The sequence below is a fragment of the Roseateles sp. P2_H4 genome, from assembly GCF_056403315.1.
In genome coordinates, this window is the sequence record NZ_JBFUFR010000014.1 from 44,369 (window position 1) to 59,678 (window position 15,310).

General features: G+C 69.2%; 16 protein-coding genes. 7 read left to right on the top strand and 9 right to left on the bottom strand.

Annotated features, from left to right (window positions below; genetic code table 11):
• Positions 1-59: 59 nt before the first annotated feature.
• Positions 60-1,721, bottom strand: coding sequence for an FMN-binding glutamate synthase family protein (locus tag AC1DW3_RS12385; protein ID WP_477931613.1), 1,662 nt, complete (start codon positions 1,719-1,721; stop codon positions 60-62).
• A 262-nt stretch (positions 1,722-1,983) separates the two neighbouring features.
• Between AC1DW3_RS12385 and sppA the strand changes: the two genes are divergently transcribed.
• Positions 1,984-3,852, top strand: coding sequence for a signal peptide peptidase SppA (gene sppA, locus AC1DW3_RS12390; protein ID WP_477931614.1), 1,869 nt, complete (start codon positions 1,984-1,986; stop codon positions 3,850-3,852).
• A gap of 9 nt (positions 3,853-3,861) precedes the next feature.
• Here the strand turns inward: sppA and AC1DW3_RS12395 are convergent, their stop codons facing one another.
• Complete coding sequence (locus AC1DW3_RS12395) at positions 3,862-4,269, bottom strand: nuclear transport factor 2 family protein (RefSeq protein ID WP_477931615.1); 408 nt, start codon at positions 4,267-4,269, stop codon at positions 3,862-3,864.
• An 8-nt stretch (positions 4,270-4,277) separates the two neighbouring features.
• Positions 4,278-4,898: a glutathione S-transferase family protein gene (locus AC1DW3_RS12400; protein ID WP_477931616.1), complete on the bottom strand. Its 621-nt coding sequence runs from the start codon at positions 4,896-4,898 to the stop codon at positions 4,278-4,280.
• A gap of 93 nt (positions 4,899-4,991) precedes the next feature.
• On the opposite strand from AC1DW3_RS12400, the gene AC1DW3_RS12405 reads away from it, so the two are divergent.
• The 3 genes from AC1DW3_RS12405 to AC1DW3_RS12415 are packed head-to-tail and all read left to right on the top strand — an operon-like array spanning position 4,992 to position 7,448.
• A complete protein-coding gene (locus tag AC1DW3_RS12405) occupies positions 4,992-5,429 on the top strand; it encodes a hypothetical protein (RefSeq protein WP_477931617.1) in 438 nt (145 codons plus the stop codon).
• Complete coding sequence (locus AC1DW3_RS12410; protein WP_477931618.1) at positions 5,429-6,913, top strand: hypothetical protein; 1,485 nt, start codon at positions 5,429-5,431, stop codon at positions 6,911-6,913. Before AC1DW3_RS12405 ends, AC1DW3_RS12410 begins: the two co-directional genes overlap by 1 nt.
• Positions 6,914-6,962: 49 nt before the next feature.
• Positions 6,963-7,448: a hypothetical protein gene (locus tag AC1DW3_RS12415; protein ID WP_477931619.1), complete on the top strand. Its 486-nt coding sequence runs from the start codon at positions 6,963-6,965 to the stop codon at positions 7,446-7,448.
• Between the two features lie 12 nt (positions 7,449-7,460).
• Here the strand turns inward: AC1DW3_RS12415 and AC1DW3_RS12420 are convergent, their stop codons facing one another.
• From AC1DW3_RS12420 to bufA2, 6 genes are all read right to left on the bottom strand, one after another.
• On the bottom strand, positions 7,461-7,763 hold the full coding sequence (locus tag AC1DW3_RS12420; RefSeq protein WP_477931620.1) for a putative quinol monooxygenase: 303 nt from the start codon (positions 7,761-7,763) through the stop codon (positions 7,461-7,463).
• An 11-nt stretch (positions 7,764-7,774) separates the two neighbouring features.
• Positions 7,775-9,145, bottom strand: a complete 1,371-nt coding sequence (locus AC1DW3_RS12425) for an amidase (RefSeq protein ID WP_477931705.1) — start codon at positions 9,143-9,145, stop codon at positions 7,775-7,777.
• Positions 9,145-9,675, bottom strand: a complete 531-nt coding sequence (locus tag AC1DW3_RS12430) for a peroxiredoxin (protein WP_477931621.1) — start codon at positions 9,673-9,675, stop codon at positions 9,145-9,147. The genes AC1DW3_RS12425 and AC1DW3_RS12430 overlap by 1 nt, the downstream gene beginning before the upstream one ends.
• A gap of 65 nt (positions 9,676-9,740) precedes the next feature.
• Positions 9,741-10,520, bottom strand: coding sequence for an HvfC/BufC family peptide modification chaperone (locus AC1DW3_RS12435; protein ID WP_477931622.1), 780 nt, complete (start codon positions 10,518-10,520; stop codon positions 9,741-9,743).
• On the bottom strand, positions 10,517-11,338 hold the full coding sequence (gene bufB / locus AC1DW3_RS12440) for an MNIO family bufferin maturase (RefSeq protein WP_477931623.1): 822 nt from the start codon (positions 11,336-11,338) through the stop codon (positions 10,517-10,519). Before bufB ends, AC1DW3_RS12435 begins: the two co-directional genes overlap by 4 nt.
• Positions 11,339-11,464: 126 nt before the next feature.
• On the bottom strand, positions 11,465-11,719 hold the full coding sequence (gene bufA2 / locus AC1DW3_RS12445; protein ID WP_477931624.1) for a BufA2 family periplasmic bufferin-type metallophore: 255 nt from the start codon (positions 11,717-11,719) through the stop codon (positions 11,465-11,467).
• A gap of 226 nt (positions 11,720-11,945) precedes the next feature.
• Between bufA2 and AC1DW3_RS12450 the strand changes: the two genes are divergently transcribed.
• The 3 genes from AC1DW3_RS12450 to AC1DW3_RS12460 are packed head-to-tail and all read left to right on the top strand — an operon-like array spanning position 11,946 to position 15,309.
• Positions 11,946-12,827 (top strand): N-acetylmuramic acid 6-phosphate etherase, encoded by an 882-nt coding sequence (locus AC1DW3_RS12450; RefSeq protein WP_477931625.1) that lies wholly within the window; start codon positions 11,946-11,948, stop codon positions 12,825-12,827.
• Entirely contained in the window at positions 12,824-14,179 is a 1,356-nt protein-coding gene (locus AC1DW3_RS12455) for an MFS transporter (protein ID WP_477931626.1), read from the top strand. The genes AC1DW3_RS12450 and AC1DW3_RS12455 overlap by 4 nt, the downstream gene beginning before the upstream one ends.
• Positions 14,176-15,309, top strand: coding sequence for an acyltransferase family protein (locus AC1DW3_RS12460; RefSeq protein WP_477931627.1), 1,134 nt, complete (start codon positions 14,176-14,178; stop codon positions 15,307-15,309). Before AC1DW3_RS12455 ends, AC1DW3_RS12460 begins: the two co-directional genes overlap by 4 nt.
• The last annotated feature ends 1 nt before the right edge of the window (position 15,310 follow it).

Genomic DNA, 15,310 nt, shown 5'->3' on the forward strand with positions numbered 1-15,310 from the left:
CGGCAAGCACATCGCCAACGCGGGCCGGCTAGGGAGCGGCCCGTCGCTCGGCCCGAAATTCAAGCAGCAGCTGCGGTGCGTTCAATGGCGCCCTGGGGCGCAAAGCTGTGCGCGCTGGCCAGCGGCCAGTAGATCCTGAAGGTGTTGTGGGGCATGTCGCCGCGCAGCAGCGAGCCGGGCTCGACGAAGGGCAGCAGATTGGCCAGCAGCCGCACTTCGTGCTTGTCCAGGCGGTGCACGATGTGCTGGGCCGTGATCTCCTGCGGGTGGCACAGGCCGGCGGCCTCGACGAGTTCCTTCAGCGCCTTCAGCGTGCCCTGGTGGAAATTGGCGACGCGCTGGGCCTTGTCGGGCACGACGATGGCGCGCTGGCGCACCGGGTCCTGCGTCGTCACGCCGGTCGGGCAGTGGCCGGTGTGGCAGGCCTGGGCCTGGATGCAGCCCAGGGCGAACATGAAGCCGCGCCCAGCATTGCACCAGTCCGCGCCCAGGGCCATCAGGCGCACGATGTCGAAGGCCGTCGTCACCTTGCCGGCGCAGCCGATCTTGATCTTGTCGCGCAGGTTCAGGCCGACCAGCGAGTTGTGCACCAGCAGCAGCCCCTCCTGCAGCGGCGCGCCGACATAGTTGGTGAACTCCAGCGGCGCCGCGCCCGTGCCGCCCTCGGCGCCATCCACGACGATGAAGTCCGGCGTGATGCCGGTCTCCAGCATGGCCTTGCACAGGGCGAACCATTCCCAGGGGTGGCCGATGCAGAGCTTGAAGCCGGTGGGCTTGCCGCCCGACAAAGCGCGCAGCTTGTCGATGAACTGCATCATCTCCACGGGTGTCGAGAAGGCGCTGTGCCGGGCCGGCGAGATGCAGGCCACGCCCTCGGGCACGCCGCGCGCGGCGGCGATCTCCGCCGTCACCTTGGGGCCAGGCAGCACGCCGCCGTGGCCGGGCTTGGCACCCTGGCTCAGCTTGAGCTCGATCATCTTCACCTGCGGGTCGCGGGCACTGGCCTCGAACTTCTCGGCGCTGAACGAGCCGTCGTCATTTCGGCAGCCGAAATAACCCGAGCCGATTTCCCAGATCAGGTCGCCGCCATGCACGCGGTGGTGGGCGCTGATGGAGCCCTCGCCCGTGTCATGTGCAAAGCCGCCGGTCTTGGCGCCCTTGTTCAGGGCCAGGATGGCATTGGCGCTCAAGGCGCCGAAGCTCATCGCCGAGATGTTGAAGACGCTGGCCGAATAGGGCTGGGCGCGGCTGGCACCGATGGTGATGCGGAAGTCGTGGCTGGTGAGATGCGTCGGCGCCAGCGAGTGGTTGATCCATTCGTAGCCGCGGGCACTCACGTCGAGCTGGGTGCCGAAGGGGCGCTGGTCGGCCTCGCCCTTGGCGCGCTGGTAGACGATGGAGCGCTGGGCGCGCGAAAACGGCGCGGCGTCGTTGTCGCCCTCCAGGAAATATTGGCGGATCTCGGGGCGGATGAACTCCAGCAGGAAGCGCAGATGCCCGATGACGGGATAGTTGCGCAGGATGGAGTGACGGGTCTGGCGCACATCGCGCAGGCCCAGCAGCGCCAGCGCCAGGAAGACGAGCACCAGCACGCCATCGACCAGGCCGGCCGTCCAGACGACGGCGAAGAACAGCGCGAGCAGGCCACACAGCACCCAGGTCAGATAGCGCAGCGGGAAATGCTCGTTGATGCGTCGGGTCCAGCTGGGCCAGGCAAGCATGTGGGGTCCTTACAAACCGTGACCGGCGGATGCTAAGGCCGAAGGAGCCTGAGCGGCGGCGGGCGTGGCTTGCGTTGAGACTGGCAAGGGCGCAGGCTAGGCGCGAGGAGGCAGCGGGTGCGCACCCGCAACGACGAGCAACAACGCCTGCGCCCTTGCCAGTCCCAACCCGCAGGGCCGAGGCGAGTTGCGGGGCCAGGCCAGGCGCCGCTCAGGCTCCTGCCTTCACAATTGCCCGCATCAACCCTCAAGGTAGTTGTCGATGAAGTCCTTTTTCTCCACGCTCGGCTGGCTGTTCTCCAAGGCCTGGTGGTTGCTCGACGGCACGCGCCGCGCGTTGATGAACCTGCTGGTGCTGCTGCTCATCATCATTTTCGTGATCGCGGTCATGAGCCGTGGCCCCAAGCCGCTGGCCGACAAGACCACGCTGGTGCTCAAGCTCGACGGCAACCTCGTCGAGCAGTTCTCCGGCAGCCCGCGCGAGCAGCTGACCGCCCAGGCCCGCGGCCAGAGCGTGCCGCACCAGACGCGGCTGCGCGACGTGCTCGCCGTGCTGGAGCAGGCAGCCATGGACGACAAGATCGGCGCCCTGCTGCTGGACGTCGAGGACCTGCATGGTGCGGGCCTGGCCGGCCTGCACGAGGTGGTCGCCGCGGTGCAGCGCTTCAAGAAGAGTGGCAAGCCCGTGCTCGCCTATGCCGACAGCTACAGCCAGCGCGGCTATTTCGTCGCCGCCCAGGCCGGCGAGGTCTATCTGCATCCCATGGGCATGGTCAGCATCGAAGGCTTCGGCCGCTACCGCACCTACTACAAGGACGCCCTGGATCGCATCGGCGTGACGCCCCATGTCATCAAGGCCGGCACCTTCAAGAACTTTGCCGAGACCTACACGGCCAACGGCCCCAGCCCGGCGACGCTGGAGTCCGAGGGCCTGGTCTATGGCGAGCTGTGGAGCGGCTTCACCGGCAGCATCGAGACGGCTCGCAAGCTCGAGGCCGGCAGCATCGCCAGGGACATCGCCGACCTGCCCAGGCTGATGGCGGCCGTCCAGGGCGACGTCGCCAAGCTGGCCCTGCAGGCCAAGCTCGTCGACGGCCTGAAGACGCGCGACCAGATGCGCGAACTCCTTATCGCCAAGGGCGCCAAGGATGACGAGAGCAAGAGCTTCCGCCAGGTGTCCATGGGCCAGTACATGGCCTATGTGAAGGACGCCGGCACGCCGAACAAGCTGCAGCCGGGCATCGGCATCGTCGTGGCCGAGGGCGAGATCGTCGACGGCGATGCCGGCCCGGGCCGCATCGGCGGCGACTCCACCGCCCGCCTGATCCGCAAGGCCCGCGAGGACGACGCCATCAAGGCCCTGGTGCTGCGCGTGAACTCGCCCGGCGGCAGCGCCTTCGCCTCCGAGATCGTGCGCCGCGAGCTGGAGCTGACGCGCCAGGCCGGCAAGCCCATCGTCGTCTCCATGGGCGACGTGGCGGCCTCGGGCGGCTACTGGATCTCGATGGCCAGCGATGCCGTCATCGCCGACGCCGGCACCATCACCGGCAGCATCGGCGTGTTCGGCATGCTGCCCACCGCCGAGGGCCTGATGGACAAGTTGTCGCTGCACACCGGTGGCGTCACGACGACCTGGCTGGCCGGCGGCTATGACCCGCGCCGCCCGCTGGATCCGCGCCTGAAGGCCGCCATCCAGGCCAGCATCGACCACACCTACAGCCGCTTCACCACCCTCGCGGCCCAGGCGCGCAAGAGCACGCCGGAAAAGATTGACGCCGTCGCGCAGGGTCGTATCTGGACCGGCTCGCAGGCCAAGGAGCGCGGCCTCGTCGACCGCCTGGGCAGCTTCGACGACGCCGTGCAGACAGCCGTCCAGCTCGCCAAGCTCGAAGTGAAGGCCGGCGAGAAGCCGCGCCTGGCCTATGTGGAGCGTGACCTCAGCCGCAGCGAGCGCCTGCTCGCCTCGCTGACCGACACGCTGGCGCCGTCCATCGCGACCTCCCTCGGCCTGGACGCCCTGCCCGCGCCGGTGCGCGAGGAGCTCGCCTTGCTGAAGGAGCTGTCGCAGTTCGCCGCCCGCAGCCAGTGGGACAAGGCCGCCGCGGTGCACTGCCTTTGCGGCGCGCCCTGATGCCTTGAACTAGGCGGAAGACCCGGGCTGCTGCTGCATCTGCGCCAGCAGCTCGGCCATCTTCTGCTGCACCGCCTGGATGGCCTTCAGCGGCCGGATCATGACCTTGAAGTCGATGATCTGGCCGGCTTCGTTCCAGCGGATCAGGTCGACGCCGTTGACCGCCACGCCAGCCAGCTCCAGCTCGAACTCCAGCACGGCGTCGCCGTCGCCACGGATCTCGCGCACATAGCGGAAGCTCTCGTTGCCCAGGATCATCAGCGCCGCGCTGAGGTATTGGGTGGCCAGCTGCCGGCCGCGCTGCGGCGTGTGCACGACGGGCGAGTGGAAGACGACGTCGTCGGCCAGCAGAGCGGCCAGGGCGCGGGGGTTGCGGGCTTTCGCCAGCGCGTGCCAGGCGTCGATGGGATGGGTCATGGGAATCCTTAAGGCCAGTGGCGTTGAAAGACCGCCGCGACTTCCGGGTGTTGCTCCACACGCAGCAACTGCGCATGGAAGCTCGGCCGCTCGGTCTGCAGCATGGGTCGCGAACCGGACCACTTGGACACCACCGTCGCCAGCAGCTCCAGCGCGCCGGGCGAGCCGGCCTCGAAGCCGATCTCGAACTGGTCGGCAAACAGCCGCCAATGCTCGTGCAGGCGCGCTCGCGTGCCGGCGCGGATCTGCGCCTTCATCGCGTCATCGCAGGGCTCGCACCAGCGCTCCGGGTAGTCGATGACGCTGATGGCGGCGTAGCAATTCGAGGCCACGTAGACGAGACCCCGGATGACACGCGCCCGCGCGCTGGCATCGGTGGGCAGCAGCAGGCCCGGCGCCGCCGTCAGACCCAGGTGGATGAGGATGGCTGCGCTCTCCGTCAGCACCGTGCCGTCGGCGAGCAGCAGCGTCGGGATCTGGCCCAGCGGGTTGACGCGCAGCAGCTCGTCCCGCCCCGGGCCGGGGTTCCAGGAGGCCGCGTCCACGCCCGTGTAGGCCAGGCCGGCCCGCGCCAGCGCCGCCTCGATGGCGGCCGAGCCCGAACCCTTGGTGCCGTACAAGGTCAACATTGCCATGACTCCTTCATCGAGCGTGCCCTCAAGCGTGCAAAATCGTCTCACATCATGAGCCCCGGCCCTTCACTTCCCCCTTCCCGCCACCCCGTGATCAAGCCCAGCTTCGGCCGAGTCAGCGTCGGCGTGCATGGGCGCGTCATGGTGTCGGTGGCCGAAGGCCCCTTCGACGCGCCGCTGATGGCGGCCGTCAAGCGCGCCATCGCACTGGCCGGCAAACGCCTGCCGGCGGATCGCCGCTTCGGCGACCTGCTCGAGATCCGCGGCAGCCTGCAGATGGACGCCGATGCGCTGCAGGAACTGCGCGCCAGCATCGACGCCTTCGGCTCGCGCGGCATCGTCGCCCTGTCCACCGTCTTCCTGGTGCGCCCCGGCATCCCCGGCATCGAGCGCCTGCCCGCGCTGATGGACATCTGGCGCGCCAGCCGCCCGGTGCGCCGCGCCGCCAACTTCGAGTCCGCCTGGGCCCTGGTCAACGCCGACCTGGCTGCGGCGGGCCTGCCCACCCAAGAACCGCCACCCCGTTGATGAGCGACGCCGCCGGCCTGCAGTGGCCCCTCGACGCCAAAGGCAAGCGCGCCACCGGTGCGCCGGGCCAGCGCATCGTCGCGGCGGCGCTGCGCGGACTGGATTCAAGTGCCGCGGATGCCGCCATCGCCGAACGCGACTGGCGCCACGCCTACCCGGCCCATTGGCGCGCCCTGGTGCAGGCCCAGGCGGCGCAACCCGTCAGCGCCGTCGCGTCGGCACGCGCTGGCCTCGCCGCGGCCTGGAGCGAGCTGCCCTTTGTGCGCGCTGGCCAGCCGCTCGCCCTGGCCGACGCGATGCGCACGCCGCAGCGCCGCCTCCAGACCGTGCAATTGCGCGGCAGCGGCGATGCGGCACCGGCGCGCTGGTCCGTGCCCCACCAGGGCCGCGAGCTGAGCGGCGACGCCCTCGCCCGCCAGATCGACCGCTGGGAAAAGGCCGGCGTCTGCGAGGCGGCCCATGCCGCGGCGCTGCGTGACTGCATCGCTCACCCGGAATGGTTCGACCTGTCCGACCAGCACCTCGTGCTGCTCGGCGCCGGCAGCGAGGCCGGGCCGCTGGCCTGGCTGGCCAGGTGGCGCGCCAATCTCGTCGGCATCGACCTCGCCCGCGCCGCGACCTGGAAGCGCATCGCCGCCACCATCACCACTGGCAACGCCACGCTGACTGCGCCCGTCGCGCCGGGCCAGCCACTGGACGCCGCCCACGCCGGTGCCGACCTGCTCGCCGACACGCCCGAAATCGCCGCCTGGCTGGCCTCTCTCGGCACATCAACGTCGAACGGGCTGTCCATCGCCAACCTCGCCTATCTGGATGGCGAGCGCCATGTGCGCGTGTCCCTCGCCATGGACGCCATCAGCGCGACGCTGTGCGCCGCCGACGCCCGCACCCAGCTCGCCTACATGGCCACGCCGACCGATGTCTTCGCCGTGCCGCAGGAGCTGGCGCGCGACGTCATGCGCCGTTATGCCGAGCGTGGCCTCGTCAAGAAGCTGGCCCAGCTGGGCGCGCGGCTCGGCAGTGGTGGACGCGGCTTCGCACCACATATCGAGGGCCTCATCGACGCCGGCGACTTCGGCCACTGGGGGCTGGTCGATGCTCTCGTCGTCGAGCAGGGCCCCAACTACGCGCTGGCCAAGCGACTGCAGCAGTGGCGGGCCCTGGTCGCCCGCGCCGACAGGCATCGCATCGCCTTCAATGTCGCGCCCAGCACCACGACGGCCTCGGTCGTCTCCAACCCGCTGCTGGCGGCGGGCTTTCGCGGCGCCAAGGCCTTTGGCGTCGAAGTCTTCGCGCCGGCGACGACGAATGCGCTGATGGCCGCGATGTGGGTGCACCAGCTGCGCAGCCCGCCGCGCGACTTCGCCCACCCGCTCAAGCTGCTGGTGCACACCGCCAACCACGGCGGCCTGTGGCGCCTGCCCTATCTGCCGCGCTCGGTGCTGCCGATTGCGGCGCTCTTGGGCTTCGTCAAGCGGCGGTAAGCTCGACCGCCGGGCCCAGGCGCAGAATCTGCGGGACGCCCGACGTCCCATGAACTCCCCAGGCACCGCCCCCCTGCACGAGCAGCCCGACACCCACGGTTTCGGCCGCGTCACGGTGGGCTTCCTGGGTCGGGTCATGCACTACATCGCCCAGGGGCCGTTCGACGCAGCGCTGATGGCTGCAGCCAAGCGTGGCACCAACATCGCGGCAGAGCGCATCCCGGCGGACAGGCGCTATGTCAGCCTCATGGAATTTCGCCGGCCGCTCGGCATGGACGACGAGGGCTTGCGCGAATTCAAGGAGACGGTGGGCGGCTTCGTGGAGCGCCAGACGGTGCCGCTGGCCACCATCCTGCTCGTCGCGCCGGGCGACGAAGACGCCGCCATGGTGCTCGACATGGCGGCCGTCTACCGGCAGAGCCGCCCCTTCCAGGTCTGCACGGACGCCCCCGCCGCTTGGGACGAAGTCAACCGCGTGTTGCGTGAGGCCGGCCTGCCGGAGCAGCCGTTTCCTCAGAGCCTGGCGCGCGGGTGACCACCCGCCTTTTCAGCCCGCCGCGTTGACCTCTGCGGCCTCATGGATCTCCAGCCCCGGTGGCTCGGACGCCAGCGTCGCCAGCGCCTTGCCGAACTCCCGCGAGGCCGGCACGCGGAAGTGGAGCTGCAGGGCCGCCATGTCGGCCCATTTCTCGACGAAGACCAGGCGCAGCGGGTTCTCGGTGTCGCGGTGCACGGCATGGGCGATGCAGCCCGGCTCGGCGCGCGAGCGCTGGACATGCTGCTGGCTGAGCTTGAGCACTTCGTCGAAATGCTCGGAGCGGGCGGTGACATGGCCAAGGACCAGGATCATGGGGGGCTTTCTCAGAAGGGCCAGGGGCGCTGGGCCGGCCGCAGCTGCTCCCACAGCGCGCCCAGGGCCAGCACGCCGGCGTCATCGAAGCGGCGGCCAATGATCTGCAGGCCGATGGGCAAGCCGGCCGACGTGTAGCCGGCGTTGATGGACAGGGCCGGCTGCTCGCTCATGTTGTAGGGCAGCGTGAAGGCGATGTGCTCGAAGGGCCGGGCCGGGTCGTGCAGCGGGCTGGCGAGATGGGCCGGATAGGCCGGCATGGGCGCGACGGGCGACAACACGAAATCGAAGGGTTCGCAGGCCGCATTGGCGGCTTCGCGCAAGGCCTGCATCTGGCTGTAGCCGCGAAACACCGTGCCACCGTCATAGTTGGCCGCGGGCGCCACCCAGTCGAGGATGTAGGGCAGCACCTTGGCGCGGCGCTCGGGTGCCAGCGCCGAGATGTCCAGCCAGGAGCGCATGCGCCAGAAGCGGTCGATGCCATCGGCCATCTCGCGGGTCTGGAAAGCGGCCAGCGGCTCGACGACGGCGCCGGCCTGCTCGAAGGCGCGCGCCGCGGCGGTGATGGCGGCCGCGACCTCGGGTTGGACGGCGTCGCCCCAGCCGGCATCGAGCAGCAAGCCGATGCGCAAGCCGCGCAGTTCAAGGTCGCGGCGCAAAGCGGGCGAGGACGGCAGCTGGGTCGGATCACGCGCATCGGGCTGGGCCAGCACGTCGAGCATCAGCGCTGTGTCCGCCACCGTACGTGTCAGCGGCCCGGCCACGCGGCCCGCATAGCCCGGCTTGATGGGCACGCGGCCATGGCTGGGCTTGAGGCCGACCAGGCCGCACCAGCCCGCCGGCAGGCGGATGGAGCCGCCGATGTCGGTACCCAGGTGCAGCGGGCCATAGCCGGCCGCCGCCGCAGCCGCCGCGCCCGCGCTGGAGCCGCCGGGTGTCATCGCCTTGTCCCAGGGGTTGCGCGCCGGCTCGGCATACAGGCTGGACCGGCCCGAGCTCAGCATGCCGTAGTCGGGCATGGTGGTGCGTGCCCACGCAATGGCGCCGGCCTCGCGCAGCCGCGCCGCGGGCGGTGCCTCGAAGTCGGCCGTCGCATCGGCCCCCGTCGCGGCCGTGCCCAGGCGGTAGCTCGCACCCGGCACGGCGATGTTTTCCTTCAGCGTGACGGGCAGGCCGTCCAGCGCCAGCGGCGTGCCGGCACGCCAACGCGCTTCACTGGCACGGGCGGCAGCCAAGGCGCCTTCGGCATTGACGGCGCACAGCGCGTGCAGCTCGCCTTCTCGCCTTGCGGCCTGGTCGAGCACGGCCCGCATGGCGTCGACGGGCGACAGCTCGCCCGAGCGATAGGCCGCCAGCAGCGCGGCCGCGTCGAGGCCGGGGATCACTTCTTGAATTTCTCGGCGGCCTTCAGCATCGCGTCGATGTGGCCATCGGGGTTCATGCTGGCATGCACGGCGGCGACCTTGCCGTCGGGAGCGATCAGATAGGAGACGCGGTCGGCCATGGTGCCGGGCACCATCTTCAGCGTGACGTCATAGTCCTTGATGACCTTGCCCGCGGCGTCGGCGGCCACGGCGAACTTGCTGCGGCAGGCCTCGACGCTGAACTTCTTCAGCGTGTCGATGTTGTCGTTGGACATGCCGATGACGGTCGTGTTCAGCGCCTTGAACTTGTCGGTCGCCTCGGCGAACTGATGCGCCTCGACGGTGCAGCCGCTGGTGAAGGCCTTGGGATAGAAGTACAGCACCACCGGGCCCTTCTTGAGCGCCTCGGCCAGCTTGAACTTGAAGGGCTCGCCACCGACGGCGGCGTCGGCGCTGAAGTCGGGTGCCGGTGCGCCGACGCTGAGCGCGGCCTGGGCGGAGGGGATGAAGGCGGCGGCAAGCAGGGCCGTCAGCAGCAGTCGAGACATGGTGAACCTTAGGTGTAGCGTGGGCGCAGGATAGCCAAGCGGCCATGACCCATCACTTCGGTCGGTCAAGTCCCGCGCAACAAGCCGTCAGCCAGCCAGCGTTGCAGGGCGCCGATCACAGCGGGAGCTGCGGCCTCGGCATCGTCCAGCTCGGCCGCGGCGCGTTCGCAAAGTAGTGCAAAGGGCGCGCCTTCGGCCACTGCATCGAGCAGCGCCGCCTCCAGTGGTTCCAGCGAGCGCCAGCGGGTTTCTCCAGCCTGGCGCCAGGCCAGCAGCGTGTGTTCATGCGGCACCGGCTCGGGCAATTCGGGTTGATCGTCGCCAGACTCGGGCTCCCACTCGCGCAGAACCCGCCAGGCAGGTTCAATGGCATGCGTCAGCACCACCCGCTGCGCGCTGGGCTGCAGATGCAGCACCAGGCCGGCCCAGTCGTCGGGGCTCATGGCGGCCAGCGTTGACGGGTCCAGCGGCAGCGCTTCGGCGGCATCGAAGGCGCCGCGCAGGGCCCAGTCCATGCGGGCGAAGTCGGCGAGGCTGGCATGGGGCACCAGCTCCTCGTCCGCTTCGGACATGAAGCCTGCCAGCTCGTGGCCGAACCAGCGGATGGACGGGTGCTGGCTGGGTTGCGCGGCGAGATAGGCCTGGCCCAGGGCCTCGAAAGCCTCGTCTCCCAGAGCCCGAGCGAGTACGGTGTAGTTGTCGGTCAGCGCTGCCACCAGGCGGGCGCGGTAGGCGTGGCGATAGACCTCCAGGCCCAGGGCAGGGTCGCCGGCCAGCAGGCCGGTCGCATCGGCGCCGTCGCGGATGGCGGCGGCCAGCAGATGCTGTTGTTGGATCACGCTCATGCTTCAGCAGCCAGGCGGCGCGCCACGTTCAGCTCGGCCAGCAGGCTGTCCAGCGGCGGGATGTGGTCGTCGCGCTCGATCATGGTCGGCACGGCACCAAAGCGCTTCACGGCATGCTGGTAGAGCGCCCAGACCTCGTCGCGCACCGGGTGGTCGTGGGTGTCGATGACGATGTCGCCGCGGTCCTCATGGCCGGCGAGATGGATCTGGCGCACGGGCTCGACGGGAATCGCGTCGAGGTAGGCGATGGGGTCGAAGCCGTGGTTGCGGCCGGAGACATAGACGTTGTTGACGTCCAGCAGCAGCTGGGCGCCGGTGGCCTTGAGCAGCTGGGCGATGAAGTCCCATTCCGTCATCTCGTCGGCTTTGAATCGCACATAGCTGGACACGTTCTCCAGCACCAACGGCCGGCCCAGAATGTCCTGCACCTGGGCAATGCGGCCGCCGACATGATCGAGAGCGGCGCGCGTCAGCGGCACCGGCAGCAGGTCATGGAGCTGGCTGTGGGCGTCGGCGCTCCAGCAGAGGTGGTCTGACACCCAGCCCGGCTGCAAGCGATCGGCCAGGGCCTTCAGTTCCTGCAGATAGCCGAAGTCCAGCGGCGCCGGTCCGGCGACGGACAGCGACACGCCGTGCATGACGAGCGGGTAGTCGGCCCGGATGCGCTCCAGATGCGCCAGCGGCGGCCCGCCGGGCACCATGTAGTTCTCGGAAATGATCTCCAGCCAGTCGGGCCGCACGGCGGCATCGACGCCGGCCTCGAAGGCCGCGTAATGCTCGACGCGCAAGCCGAGGCCAAAGCCTTGAATCTTGGTCATGTCGGAAGAGAAAACGGCGCGGCGCCTCCGGCGTCGCGCCTTATCGCGCAGCACCGGCGGAGCCGGCTTTGCCGGGCCGCCTGGTGCGCCCCCTCGGGGGGCCGGCGTCAGCCGGTACGGGGGGTCTTATTTCTCAACCTTGCCACCGGCCTTGGTGCATTCGTCGGCGGTCTTCTTGCTGACCCAGCCCTGGCCCTTGCAGCCGTTGTGGCCCTTGCAATCGCTCTTGGCGGTCTTGCACTCGGAGGTGCCCTTGCAGCCGTTCACGCCGGAGCACTTGACCATGCCGTCGGCGGCCATGGCGGTCGTCGGCACGGCGGTGGCGAACAGGGCGGCAGCGGCGGCAGCGATGCCCAGGCCAGTCTTGAGGGATGCGTTCATATCGAGTCTCCAGGAGATAAAAGTGGATGAATGTGAGAGGTTTCACCACAGGCCGATTCCGGATGCATCCGACATCGACTTGCCAGCTTCTGTCGGGGGCCATGCCCAACTCCTTACAACCGACAGGCAGATTCTGATTACCTGACGTTATGACTGCAATGGCGCGTGGCATTCGTCATGGTCCGGCGCCAGCCGCTAGAGTCCGTCAGCTTCGCTTCCGATCCCCATGCTGAACACCGAAACCCCGAGCACCCGGCATCCCGACCTGGACACTTACGCCACGCCGGCACTGCTGGATGCATTCATCGCCGATCAGCTCGATGCCGTCGCAGCCGTCAAGGCCGCCGCGCCCCAGCTCGCCGCCGCCGTGGACGCCGCGCTGCCGCGCATCCGTGCCGGCGGCCGGCTGCTGTACGCCGGCGCCGGCACCTCCGGCCGCCTGGGCGTGCTGGACAGCGTGGAGCTCTACCCCACCTTCTCCTGGCCACGCGAGCGGGCTGTCGCCGTCATCGCCGGTGGCCAGGGCGCGATGTTCGTCGCCGTCGAAGGTGCCGAGGACGACCGCGCGCAAGGGGCCGCGGACCTGAACGCCTTGAACCCCGGCCCGAATGACGTCGCCCTGCTGCTGGCCGCGTCTGGCGGCACGCCCTATGTGCTGGGTGCCATCGAGGCCGCCCGCGCGGCCGGCGCGCTGACCATAGGCTTCGCCAACAACCCCGGTGCGCCGGTCACGCAGCAGGCCGAGATCGGCATCACGCTGGACACCGGTGCCGAGGTCATCTCCGGCAGCACGCGCCTCAAGGCCGGCACCTCGCAGAAGATCGCGCTGAACACCTTCTCGTCGGCGCTGATGGTCAGGCTGAACAAGGTCTACGGCAATCTGATGGTGGACCTGAAGGCAACCAATGTGAAGCTCGTCAAGCGCGCTGTCGCATTGACCGTGCGTGCCTCGGGTGCCAGCGAGGCGGACGCGCAGGCGGCCCTCGCGCAGTGCGATCACCATGTGAAGACGGCACTGGTCATGCTCAAGCGCGGCGTGGGTGCCGACGCGGCGCGCGCGCTGCTGGACGCGCAGGACGGCAACGTGGGCCGCGCGCTGTCCGCATGAACCGATCGCCCTGGGCCTGGATCCCCAGCCTCTACTTCGCGCAGGCCGTTCCCTTTGTCGTCGTGATGACCCTGTCGGTCATCATGTACAAGAACCTCGGCATCTCCAATACCGATATCGCGCTGTACACGAGCTGGCTCTACCTGCCCTGGGTGCTCAAGCCGCTGTGGTCGCCGGTGGCCGAGCTGTTCAGCATCAAGCGACGCTGGATCGTCGTGCTGCAGTTCCTGGTCGGCGCAGCATTCGCCTGCGTGGCGCTGGCGATCCCGACCGACCGCGTCGTGCAGATGTCGCTGGCGCTGCTGTTCCTGATGGCGTTCGCGTCGGCATCGCACGACATCGCGGCCGATGGCTTCTACATGCTGGCCCTGCCGCAGCATCAGCAGGCGGCCTTCGTCGGCGTGCGCTCGGCCTTCTACCGCCTCGCCAACATCGCCGGACAGGGTGGCCTGGTCTACCTTGCTGGCGAGTTGACCGAGCGCACCGGCAGCGCCGCGGCGGCCTGGAGCCAGGTGTTCTGGCTGATCGCCGCCGCGTTTGTCGCGCTGACACTCTGGCATGCCTGGGCGCTGCCGCGGCCCGCCGCGGATACGCCCGGCCCCGGCTGGGCCGCCTCCAGCAAACTCATCAGCGAGTTCTTCGCCATCTTCGGGAAGTTCTTCAAGAAGCCCGGCATCGCGGTCACGCTGGGCTTCCTGCTGCTGTACCGCTTCCCGGAGGCGCAGCTGCTCAAGCTCGCCTCGCCCTTCCTGCTCGACGCCGTCGACAAGGGCGGCCTCGGACTCAGCACCGCCACCGTGGGCCTGGTCTACGGCGGCGTCGGTCTGTGCGCGCTGACGCTGGGCGGCCTGCTGGGCGGTTGGATCATCTCGAAAGTCGGGCTGAAGAAGGCCTTGTGGCCTCTCGTGGCGGCCATGCACGTGCCCAACGTCGCCTTCCTCATCCTGGCCATGACCCACCCGACCAGCCTGGTCGCCATCAGCGCTGCGCTGGCCGTCGAGCAATTCGGTTATGGCCTGGGGTTCACGGCCTATCTGATGTACATGATCCTTGTCGCCAACGGACCGCAGGAGCCGGCGACGGGCCGCCCCGAGCCGGCTCAGCCCCCTCGGGGGGTGGCACAGCAGGCGCCTGCGCCTGCGAAGCCTGGGGGCCCGGTCACGGCGCACTACGCGATCTGCACGGGCTTCATGGCCCTGGGCATGATGATCCCCGGCATGTGGAGCGGCTGGCTGCAGGACCACATCGGCTATGTGCCCTTCTTCGGCTGGGTGCTGGTGGCCACCCTGCCAAGCGTCGTGATGGCCGCGCTGATCAAGATCCCGGAGAACTTCGGGAAGAAGGTCGAGTGAAGGACAGGCTGCTCTCTCTTGATGCCTTCCGCGGCTTCGCGATCGCGGCCATGCTGCTCGTCAACAACCCGGGTGACTGGGGCCATGTCTACGCGCCGCTGCTGCATGCGCACTGGAACGGCTGGACCTTCACCGACTGGGTCTTCCCCTTCTTCGTCTTCATCAGCGGCATGGCGATGACGCTCAGTCTGGCGCGCCGCGCCCAGGCCGGTGCCGACAAGACCGCCCTGCTGCTGAACACCTCGCGCCGGGCCCTCGTCATCATCGGCATCGGCCTGCTGCTCAACCTCATCCCGAACTTCAATTTCGAGACGCTGCGCATCCCCGGCGTGCTGCAGCGCCTGGGCCTGTGCACGCTGGCCGCGGCGCCCATCGTCATCTGGTGCGGCCGGCGCGGCGTGGCGCTGTGGGCCTTGCTGCTGATGGCGATCTACTCGGTCGTGCAGCTCTGCCTGCCGGTGCCCGACGCAGAGGGCGTTGTCCATGTCGGCCTGCTGGAACCCGGCAAGGACGCCGGGGCCTGGCTGGACCGCCTGCTGCTGGACGGCCATCTGTGGAAGCAGGCCAAGACCTGGGACCCCGAAGGCCTGCTGTCGACGCTGCCCGCCGTGGCGACACAGCTGCTCGGCGTGCTGGCCGGCTATGTGCTGGCTTCCAACCGACAACCTGCCGAGAAGACCATGACCTGGGTCCTGGCCGGCCTGGCCTCGCTGTGGCTGGGCCAGGGGCTTGACGCCTTGCTGATGCCCATCAACAAGTCACTGTGGACACCGTCCTATGTCTTCGCGATGGCCGGCTGGGCGCTGCTCGTCTTCGCCGTCTTCTACTGGCTGCTGGACGCCATGCCGCAACCTCTGGCGCGCCAGCGCTGGGCCCGGGTGCTGCATCCGCTCGTCGTCTTCGGCATGAACGCCCTCTTCCTGTTCGCGCTGTCGGGCCTGGTCGCCAAGCTGCTCTACACCGTCAAGCTGGCGGACGGCGGCAGCCTCGGCCGCGCGCTGTATGCGCCGCTGCGCGACTCGGGCCTGGCGCCCGTCAACGCCTCCCTGCTGCACGCCATCGCCTTCGTGCTCGTCATGTACGCCATCGCCTGGCTCATGTACCGCAAGCACTGGTTCATCAAGGTCTAAG

Bases quoted from the DNA above. Each gene is read 5' to 3' on its own strand.
- AC1DW3_RS12385 (WP_477931613.1), bottom strand. From the start codon at position 1,721: ATGCTTGCCTGGCCCAGCTGGACCCGACGCATCAACGAGCATTTCCCG.
- sppA (WP_477931614.1), top strand. From the start codon at position 1,984: ATGAAGTCCTTTTTCTCCACGCTCGGCTGGCTGTTCTCCAAGGCCTGG.
- AC1DW3_RS12395 (WP_477931615.1), bottom strand. From the start codon at position 4,269: ATGACCCATCCCATCGACGCCTGGCACGCGCTGGCGAAAGCCCGCAAC.
- AC1DW3_RS12400 (WP_477931616.1), bottom strand. From the start codon at position 4,898: ATGTTGACCTTGTACGGCACCAAGGGTTCGGGCTCGGCCGCCATCGAG.
- AC1DW3_RS12410 (WP_477931618.1), top strand. From the start codon at position 5,429: ATGAGCGACGCCGCCGGCCTGCAGTGGCCCCTCGACGCCAAAGGCAAG.
- AC1DW3_RS12415 (WP_477931619.1), top strand. From the start codon at position 6,963: ATGAACTCCCCAGGCACCGCCCCCCTGCACGAGCAGCCCGACACCCAC.
- AC1DW3_RS12420 (WP_477931620.1), bottom strand. From the start codon at position 7,763: ATGATCCTGGTCCTTGGCCATGTCACCGCCCGCTCCGAGCATTTCGAC.
- AC1DW3_RS12430 (WP_477931621.1), bottom strand. From the start codon at position 9,675: ATGTCTCGACTGCTGCTGACGGCCCTGCTTGCCGCCGCCTTCATCCCC.
- AC1DW3_RS12435 (WP_477931622.1), bottom strand. From the start codon at position 10,520: ATGAGCGTGATCCAACAACAGCATCTGCTGGCCGCCGCCATCCGCGAC.
- bufB (WP_477931623.1), bottom strand. From the start codon at position 11,338: ATGACCAAGATTCAAGGCTTTGGCCTCGGCTTGCGCGTCGAGCATTAC.
- bufA2 (WP_477931624.1), bottom strand. From the start codon at position 11,719: ATGAACGCATCCCTCAAGACTGGCCTGGGCATCGCTGCCGCCGCTGCC.
- AC1DW3_RS12450 (WP_477931625.1), top strand. From the start codon at position 11,946: ATGCTGAACACCGAAACCCCGAGCACCCGGCATCCCGACCTGGACACT.
- AC1DW3_RS12455 (WP_477931626.1), top strand. From the start codon at position 12,824: ATGAACCGATCGCCCTGGGCCTGGATCCCCAGCCTCTACTTCGCGCAG.